This window comes from Nostoc sp. UIC 10607 (assembly GCF_047228265.1).
Classification (GTDB): Bacteria; Cyanobacteriota; Cyanobacteriia; order Cyanobacteriales; family Nostocaceae; genus Nostoc; species Nostoc foliaceum_A.
This window is the reverse complement of sequence record NZ_JBIQNW010000049.1, coordinates 39,761-47,488: the sequence shown is the minus strand read 5'-3', so window position 1 is coordinate 47,488 and position 7,728 is coordinate 39,761. Positions and strand designations below refer to the sequence as shown.

Annotated in this window: 14 protein-coding genes; 8 read left to right on the top strand and 6 right to left on the bottom strand. The window is 39.4% G+C overall.

The window, feature by feature from the left end; all coding sequences use genetic code 11:
* A partial coding sequence (locus ACEYW6_RS27750) for a hypothetical protein (protein WP_412982275.1) occupies positions 1-227 on the top strand: 227 nt, incomplete at its 5' end.
* Between the two features lie 191 nt (positions 228-418).
* On the opposite strand, the gene ACEYW6_RS27745 is transcribed toward ACEYW6_RS27750, so the two are convergent.
* A complete protein-coding gene (locus tag ACEYW6_RS27745) occupies positions 419-667 on the bottom strand; it encodes a hypothetical protein (RefSeq protein WP_193947052.1) in 249 nt (82 codons plus the stop codon).
* A 170-nt stretch (positions 668-837) separates the two neighbouring features.
* Between ACEYW6_RS27745 and ACEYW6_RS27740 the strand changes: the two genes are divergently transcribed.
* From ACEYW6_RS27740 to ACEYW6_RS27730, 3 genes are all read left to right on the top strand, one after another.
* Entirely contained in the window at positions 838-981 is a 144-nt protein-coding gene (locus tag ACEYW6_RS27740; RefSeq protein WP_412982273.1) for a hypothetical protein, read from the top strand.
* A 110-nt stretch (positions 982-1,091) separates the two neighbouring features.
* Entirely contained in the window at positions 1,092-1,349 is a 258-nt protein-coding gene (locus ACEYW6_RS27735) for a hypothetical protein (RefSeq protein WP_412982272.1), read from the top strand.
* A 35-nt stretch (positions 1,350-1,384) separates the two neighbouring features.
* Positions 1,385-1,624, top strand: coding sequence for a hypothetical protein (locus ACEYW6_RS27730; RefSeq protein WP_412982271.1), 240 nt, complete (start codon positions 1,385-1,387; stop codon positions 1,622-1,624).
* 38 nt (positions 1,625-1,662) lie between these two features.
* Here ACEYW6_RS27730 and ACEYW6_RS27725 read toward each other — a convergent pair whose 3' ends face one another.
* On the bottom strand, positions 1,663-2,103 hold the full coding sequence (locus ACEYW6_RS27725; protein WP_412982270.1) for a hypothetical protein: 441 nt from the start codon (positions 2,101-2,103) through the stop codon (positions 1,663-1,665).
* Positions 2,104-2,145: 42 nt separating this feature from the next.
* Here ACEYW6_RS27725 and ACEYW6_RS27720 point away from each other — a divergent pair, with 42 nt between their 5' ends.
* The 4 genes from ACEYW6_RS27720 (at position 2,146) to ACEYW6_RS27705 (ending at position 4,641) form a co-directional block, all read left to right on the top strand.
* On the top strand, positions 2,146-2,952 hold the full coding sequence (locus ACEYW6_RS27720; protein WP_412982269.1) for a methyltransferase domain-containing protein: 807 nt from the start codon (positions 2,146-2,148) through the stop codon (positions 2,950-2,952).
* 186 nt (positions 2,953-3,138) lie between these two features.
* Positions 3,139-3,624, top strand: coding sequence for a GIY-YIG nuclease family protein (locus ACEYW6_RS27715; protein WP_412982274.1), 486 nt, complete (start codon positions 3,139-3,141; stop codon positions 3,622-3,624).
* Between the two features lie 20 nt (positions 3,625-3,644).
* Positions 3,645-3,848, top strand: a complete 204-nt coding sequence (locus ACEYW6_RS27710) for a hypothetical protein (RefSeq protein ID WP_104902520.1) — start codon at positions 3,645-3,647, stop codon at positions 3,846-3,848.
* A gap of 340 nt (positions 3,849-4,188) precedes the next feature.
* Positions 4,189-4,641, top strand: coding sequence for an Hsp20/alpha crystallin family protein (locus ACEYW6_RS27705; protein WP_412982268.1), 453 nt, complete (start codon positions 4,189-4,191; stop codon positions 4,639-4,641).
* A 136-nt stretch (positions 4,642-4,777) separates the two neighbouring features.
* Here the strand turns inward: ACEYW6_RS27705 and ACEYW6_RS27700 are convergent, their stop codons facing one another.
* Genes ACEYW6_RS27700 through ACEYW6_RS27685 form a run of 4 tightly spaced genes read right to left on the bottom strand, consistent with a single transcriptional unit; the run spans position 4,778 to position 7,727 of the window.
* On the bottom strand, positions 4,778-4,990 hold the full coding sequence (locus tag ACEYW6_RS27700) for a hypothetical protein (RefSeq protein WP_412982267.1): 213 nt from the start codon (positions 4,988-4,990) through the stop codon (positions 4,778-4,780).
* Positions 4,991-5,007: 17 nt separating this feature from the next.
* Positions 5,008-5,517 carry a hypothetical protein gene (locus tag ACEYW6_RS27695; protein WP_412982266.1) on the bottom strand — a complete coding sequence of 170 codons (510 nt, stop codon included), beginning with the start codon at positions 5,515-5,517 and terminating at the stop codon, positions 5,008-5,010.
* A 30-nt stretch (positions 5,518-5,547) separates the two neighbouring features.
* On the bottom strand, positions 5,548-7,533 hold the full coding sequence (locus tag ACEYW6_RS27690) for a hypothetical protein (RefSeq protein ID WP_412982265.1): 1,986 nt from the start codon (positions 7,531-7,533) through the stop codon (positions 5,548-5,550).
* Positions 7,530-7,727: a CxC ATPase DNA modification system associated small protein gene (locus tag ACEYW6_RS27685; RefSeq protein WP_412982264.1), complete on the bottom strand. Its 198-nt coding sequence runs from the start codon at positions 7,725-7,727 to the stop codon at positions 7,530-7,532. The genes ACEYW6_RS27690 and ACEYW6_RS27685 overlap by 4 nt, the downstream gene beginning before the upstream one ends.
* Between the last annotated feature and the right edge of the window lies 1 nt (position 7,728).

The window sequence follows — 7,728 nt, the reverse complement described above, 5'->3', positions numbered from 1 at the left end:
TTAAAAAATTAGAAGCACAGGCGGCTTTGATTCGTGAGGTTTTTCTGGAATCTCATGTCAAAGACGACGCTGGTGATGGCGTACCCGCACGTTACAAGAGCGATCGCTTGCCTACAATCTCTAAGTTAGGGGTATCGCTGTCACGGCTACCCCTGGTCAATTACGCCGCTACTGATTCCTTGGTTAGTATTTCTTCAATCAACTTGCCCTTTCTCATGCTGCTGTAGTTCTCTACCCCTAAACAGCTAGCCATCCGCTTTACCTCTCGGATTGTAAGCATTTCCAATGCAGGGATGGAAGCAATGAGTACAGCACAACTGCAAGTACCAGCTGACTACCAAAAACAAGCACTTTACACCAAGTGATCACCCCTATCTACCTATCCACGCAAGAAAAAGGAGTATCACACAAGGTTTTGTTATTTCCAACAATCCCTCGGCTCACCGCCCTCGTTTTGCTTTTTTGATTCGCAAGCTAGAGCCTTTGAATTTCTAGCTGCATCATCAAACGAGCGATCTGGTGGCGTTTGAGCCAAATAATCCGAAATAATAATACTAAAAACGAAAAATACAGATGGAACCAACACGAAAACGAACAGAAGACCTTGGACAATCATTTGTTTTTCGGAAAGCTTGTCTTGTTTTGAAGGCTGTTCTGATTCGCTCACGACTAATACACCACTTTTGACACTATCCTTAGCAATCCCAAAACAAACCCTCAGCTACCAACCTGATAAAATTTTCTCTGCTCTGTTGTCGAGAAGTTCCATTCCACTGCGGATAATTTAGGAAATTTCGGGGCATCGAAAGAAGGGAGCAGTTGCAGAGATACTTGGAAGTGAGCGATGAGAAAGTGTTGCGAGGGGCGGCAAGTTTGGCTATCCTCTCACTTGTCGCTAGGATCTCAATTCTTGGCATGACAACGGCGCGATCGCATAACCGCCCGTCAAGAGCGACGCGGTTCACTAAATCCTGGTGTTAATTGATAGGATAGGTGCGTGGAGAGACTAAGGCGATACCTACCGTGGCAAGCTAGCTACGCTGGCAAACCCTTCACCTTGCTCCTATCTCCTTTCTAGATCCGTGCAAACTATGGTTAAGAAAAAAGATTTAGAAAAAATTGGTTTGGAATCACAACCACTTAAGTTTGATGATTTCGTTGCCCGTTGCCCTGAGAAATTAGAACTCAGAGATGGATACATAGGGAAGTCCAAACAAGATGCCAAGCAACTACTAGCCATGTCGCTCCAGTCCTTTGGGTTAGTTGAAGCGGTCAAATTAGCGCCTAAAGAATTGTGGTTAGAGGCTATCAAGCTTGCTTACGGTGATACTCAAGATGTGGAAAACTGACTAAAAAGCAATCACCGATAATAGGAGTTACAGAGATGAAGATCAAACTAGTCTACACTCCCAATTCCAAAAAATTAACTCTCAAAAGTATTGAAATGCCTCAAGTTCCCAGGGCTGGAGAAACAATCTGTATCTATTGGGATGAGCAATGCATTGAGTTTAATATTTTAAAAGTTCATTACACGGTTACAGATTATGAACCAGTAAGAGCGGCGCTCTTATTGGAATCGATAGATACTATTAATTGGAGTGAAAACTGGGAAGATGAAAGTTAAACAAAGCTAAAGAAAGTTAATTGGATTTAGTTTTAAGGCTAGCCCAAACACAAACGCCCAGAGTATTTGAAAATGGATTCATTTGCCCCATTTATGGCTAGTAAAGCTGACTGTGATTTAAATACTTTAATTGATTTAGCTTTAGACAGTTGGCTTGACAGGTTATAGCGATTAGTAGCAGGTGCTATTGCTCCCCCGTGAGTTACCTTGTTCACTACCTCAATAACTTTTTTCTCTAGCCAGGAATCTAACTCTGTGACATCGAGAGTAACTGTTTGTGGTTGCTGTGGTGCGCTGGCTGACATTGCGGTTTTCTCCTGTTGTAATTGTTTGTTGGCTATATCTAATTGGTTATTGCTATCTTCTAACTGGTTATTACTTTGCCGTAACTCTTTAATTTCTGCTTCTAATTGGGCAACGATGCGCTGTGCTTCTTGTAGAAGCTTTGCAGTATCTAAACGGTCAGATGAGCTATACAATTACCGAAGTCTGAAAGTTGTATGTAGTATGGGGGGATAAAAATGGCACAAGATGACCGCTATACACTTGCCACAGGGGAGTTAGGCGCACATCGGCTTTCAATCCTCAACATCATCCACAAGCCCTATACAGAATTCTTATTCCGGCAAGTTGGACTTGAGCCAGGAATGTTAGTAGCTGACATCGGTTGCGGAACTGGTAATGTTTCTAACTGGCTGGCCCAACAGGTTGGTTCTAGCGGCTCTGTTTTTGGTGTAGATATGAGTGCCGCACAGCTAGAAAAGGCGCAGCAGAATGCACAGGCTCAGGGTTTAAGCAATATAAAATTTACCCTTGGCAATGCCTACGATATAGGATTACCTAAAGAATCTTTTGACTTGGTTTACTGCCGCTTTTTGCTAATGCACTTAACTCGTCCTGCTGATGCACTCGACCAAATGCGATCGCTTCTTAAGCCTGGTGGATTAATGGTGTGCGAGGAAGCAGACTTTAGCTGTGCCTTTTGTGATCCGCCATCCCCAGCTTATGAGCGTTGTTTTGAACTTTTCTTAGCTATCAGTGACATTCGCGGTCAGCATTTTCGTCTTGGAACCACACTATACCGAGTTTTTCAGGATGTTGGGTTGGTTGCACCGTCCGTTTCTTTGGTGCAACCCGTTGTAGTGCGCTCTAACACCAAGCGCCTAGTCGATTTATCATTATTTGAGGCAGTTGATGCTTTCATTGAAGCTGGACTGACAACACAAGAAGAGATTGACCAGACGATTGCCCAAATAAGGGCATTGGCTGCTGACGAAACAACAATATTTTGCATCCCTCGCGTCACGCAGGTTTGGGCGCAAAAATAAGTTTATTGTTCCGTTTCCGGTTTCAAAAAATGCGAATCGCCTAAACCCGTTAACAGGTTTACTCGATTCAGTTTTGGGGGATAATCAGCTAGTCGGCACGCTCCCGTAATACCCTTGGAATCCAATCAACTAAACCTATTTCCAGAAGTGAAACCCATACCAGCACGTAGAGCAGAGGCGCTGGTGATGAGTGCTGATGCCCTGCTGAAGTGGAAAACACAAATTTTGGACTATCAGCAACGGGTGAGGGAAACCAAGCCAGTGCAGCAGGCGACATTATTCGACATTGCACCCAACCACTGCGACCCAGACCGGATTGATCCGTTTACGCTGCATTTACAACCAATGGCTTTTTACCGGATGCCAGATGATTTTGGTCAAGCAGCTTTGTATTTTGTGATTGATAGTGCTGCTTCCCTATTACTTTATATTGGCGAAACCTGTCGTAGTAACAAACGCTGGCGTGGGACTCATGGATGTAAAGATTACATCAGCAGTTACCAAGACTTACATTATCGCTATCAGATAGAGACGGCAGTTAATATTGGTTTTTGGTGGGATGCTCCAGTTGAACGACGCGCACGGCAGGCGCTAGAGTTGAGCCTGATTCAAAAGTGGCGATCGCCGTTCAACAAGGAAAATTGGGAGCGGTGGGGGCAGCCGTTTAAGTAGGGTGTTTCGTGGTGATTAAAATGTCTGATAATTTACCTTTTCAAAATCCTGACCAACTACAGCAATGGCATCAGGGTATAAAAGATGCCAACCGTAATAATATTTTCTGTCATTGTCGTGCTTGCGATTATGAGTGGATGGATTCAGCATTTGATGTTACTTGTATTAAATGCAGTAGCAAAGATGTAGAAAGTATTTCATCTTGGCAGTTTCCTGATGACTAAATCGAAATGCTTATTGAATAGTGCGATGGCGAAGCGAGTAAAGCGAGTGTGATTGTTAGTTTGGTAATATAAGCAACCCCTAACTGCACTATCCCCTTCAATAGCAGATTTATTAGTTGATTATTATTGGTATTAATAGTTATTATTCGGGTTTACCGAACCTCAAAATTAGAGTAAACCGTAATCTTTTTTCATGCCTTTGATGGTGCGGTAATTATCCTTTTATTAGGTGATGAAAACCGAATTTACAGGAGTTTTAACCATACTTATTATAAATGCATAAGCACAAAACCAAGTGCAAAAACCATTAAACAATAGCTGATTAATCCGAGAAAGAGTTATGGCACTAGTTCGTTACAACCCCTGGCAAGAATTGAACGCTTTAGAACGTCACATCAACGGCTTATTTGGAGATACCAGAGTCCCATCTGCACGGCTTGACAGAGATTTTATCAAAGTTCCGGCGGCTGAGTTGCAAGAAACTGATGATGCTATTCATTTGAAGCTAGAACTACCAGGACTCGAAGCTAAAGACCTGGATATTCAAGTCACCCAAGATGCTGTTCACATTAGCGGTGAACGGAAATCGGAAACTAAAACCGAAAACAATGGCACTACAAGAAGTGAATTCTACTATGGTAAATTCCAACGTGTAATTCCTCTATCTGCTAGAGTTCAAAATACCAATGTCACCGCAGATTATAAAGACGGCATTTTGAATTTGACACTGCCAAAAACTGAGCAAGAAAAGAACAAAGTTGTCAAGGTTAATTTAGAACAACCTGCTGCCTAATGGGTTCTGATGAGACTACTCTACCTCCAATAATTGATTGAGATAGCTAAAAGCCCAGTTATGAGATGACTGGGCTTTTTTGTATGCGATCGCTCTTTTTTCCTCTAAGAATAGGGGAGCGACGCTTTCCCCAAAACTAATCCCCCCAAACTGCCATAAATTCTTCCCACTCCTGATCAGTCTCTGGTGCTTTGTCTTGTGTCAGTCCCACTATTCGCGCTAGCTTCCTGGCTTGGTCTGGGTTTTCGCCAAACTCTATCAACTGGTGTTCTAGGTTGGGGTCGTAGCCTTGGGCTAGTAGCTGGGCATACTTGGTATCGGTCATGCCGAGGTCGTGGATGTTGGTCATGGTTGGGGGCGATCGCTTTAAATTTGCTCCAAAATTTCAGTATGTTCTACTGTCGCAGATTGCCATTTTGGATTATTATCAACAGCTTCTTGTAAAAGGTTTGTATAAGTTATTAGAAACTCTTCAACATGATAAGGTTTTGAATCTAACTGTTCAGCAATATAGTCATAACCACCACTAGCATACTCATTCATTTTATCCATTCCCTTATCTGTAAGATTAGTTTGGGTAGTAGGATCTACCAAGTCTAATAAAAGGTTTCTGATTTCATCTTTCTCATTTATACTTATTCCTAAACGAGATAATTCAGTTCTTAACAGTAAGCCAATAATCAATGTTTGGGAAGAACGGTAATCTTTCACAAAATTATCAACGAAATCAGTAAATTCAGGACATTTTTTAGCAGGGTTACTACAGCGTCCTGATGAAAATCCAAGCATCAGACAAAAGTAATAAATATCAAACTTAGTTTGAATTGGTTCCTGGTCTTTTATGTTAGAAAACCAATCCTCAGTATCTTGACGCATCCGAAAATACTTAACCATATTTACTTATTATTAAACATCTTCTTCTATATCAAATGTATCAAAATAATTTTTGCCTTCTACAAGTACACAATTACTAGTTTGATTAACTCCATGCTTGGGTAGCAATTCTATTAATTTACTTGTCCCTGAAGTTTTCCTAAATAAAGTTAAAAATTTTGTATTACCTGCTGAACAATTATTATAAATAGTATCTGTAAAACCAGCCCTTTCCGAAGAAATAGTAAATCCGATAAATTGTTGACAAAGAGAAGGAATCAACTTAGCAATTTCTCTTCTTACTTCCAGTGAAATAGGATTAGCAGGACTATCAATAACCAAAGGAAATTGATGCTGTCCTCGACTAAGAAGCGTGGTCAAAAAAGTATAACCCACAGATAGTGTTTGACCAACGCTTGCATTTGTTTGATTAAGTAACTTTATAGAACGTTCTATTTTTTCAATCTTTATTGGATCTCGGTAAAGTACTTGCTGTAATTTGCTATTACATTCTTCAGTGATTACCTGACGTAAGTTAACTCTTGCCTTATGAAGAGCCACATTAATTATTTTATTCAAAACTCGTGTTCTTTTATGAAGCTCTATAGTTCCTGTTATTTCAGCTAGCTCATCTTCAGCATTATTTTGAAATTTTTTTAATGCTTGAAGGCATAAAATTATTTCATAATTCTGAGGATCATCTCGATAGCTTTGATAAGAACGATTAATTTCTCGTAATTGTACTTCTATTTTGTTCTTCTCTCCTTTCTTACTCTGAAGTGACTGCTGCCATTCCTTTAATTCTTCATCTCCTTGTTTTACAAGCTCTTCCTCTAATACCCTTCGATGCGTTGAGGCTTCATACTTTAATTTGAGATTGTTTACTAGTTGTTCAATACTAGTTGTTAATTCCTTTTCACTTTCATTACTATCTTGAGATAGTTCCACACTGATTTTATGTTTAAGACTGTTGAGGAAACCGGATGCTTCATCAGCAAGATACAATTTAGCACGTTTCTCTAAAATTTCACGAGAATGCTCATCCCAAGGACGACCGCAAATGCAATTTTCTTCTTCAAGAAGTTCTTCAAAAAACTGACTAGATGTACTTTCTGGGAGTTTTAGCCTATCAAACTGATGTTTTAGCTCAACTAGTGAACTGCCAAAAAATCTATGCAAAGTATGAGGTTTTCTAATCTGATTCATGACTTTTGCTGCACTAGTTTCTACTTGTTGAGTAGCATCTTTTTCTCTTTCTTTTTGTGCAATAAAATCGTTACGTAAATTTTTATCAATTTTTGCTTTGTCTTGAATTTTTTGTTCTAATTCGTTGATTTCTGTTTCTAAAGATGAAAGACTATTAACAAACTTATCCCTAAGATTTTCAATATACCTTACACGTTGATCTAATTTTTGAACTTTATTCCTTTTTTGAGTCAAACCCTTAGGAGTATTTGGTTTGTTTTTTGTACTTTTTTGCCAATCATCTTCTGCTATATTTTTAATGTCTTCTAGTAAATATAATTGAAATAGAGCATCAATTGCTTTAGATGCTTCTGATAAATTTGAATCTAGCAAATCATTTGCAAATTCCCCATCAAAGATAAATAAATGAACAAATCTATCATCTAAAAAACGACGAACATTAGGAGGAGGGTTCCAACCATTGATAATTCCACCACTTCCTGGTGAAGTTGTTCGATAATATACTTTACCTTCATAAAAATGAAAAACTAATTCAAATGTCAATGGTCGTCCATCAACTCTTAATTTTAAAATAAAATTTCCTTCTGAATTAGTTTCACTTGGCCTACGTAAGCTTTTAATATCTTCTAATGTCCATGTACTTGCTTCCCCATTCATTGCAGCTCTAATCAATTTTAGTGTGGTTGTTTTACCCGTCCCGTTTGGCATTTGAATCAAAGTTACACGCGCCGGATTATTATCAAACATGAGGTCAATATCTACATCAGGGCAACGTAGCCCTCTACTACTCCAACCCACCAATTCAAGTTTCATACTTCCTCTAAAATTGTTCCAATATTTATTGATTTACGAACTGTATCAAGGTGTTCACTAATCTCAGTATTAGTTAATTCTGAACTACTCATTTCATCAAGCCAAGCAATCAACCTATTAGCAACAGATTCTGGTTGACTTTCTTCTTTAATAGAATCTCTGATTGCTTTAATGATTTCTGGAGCTATAGACATT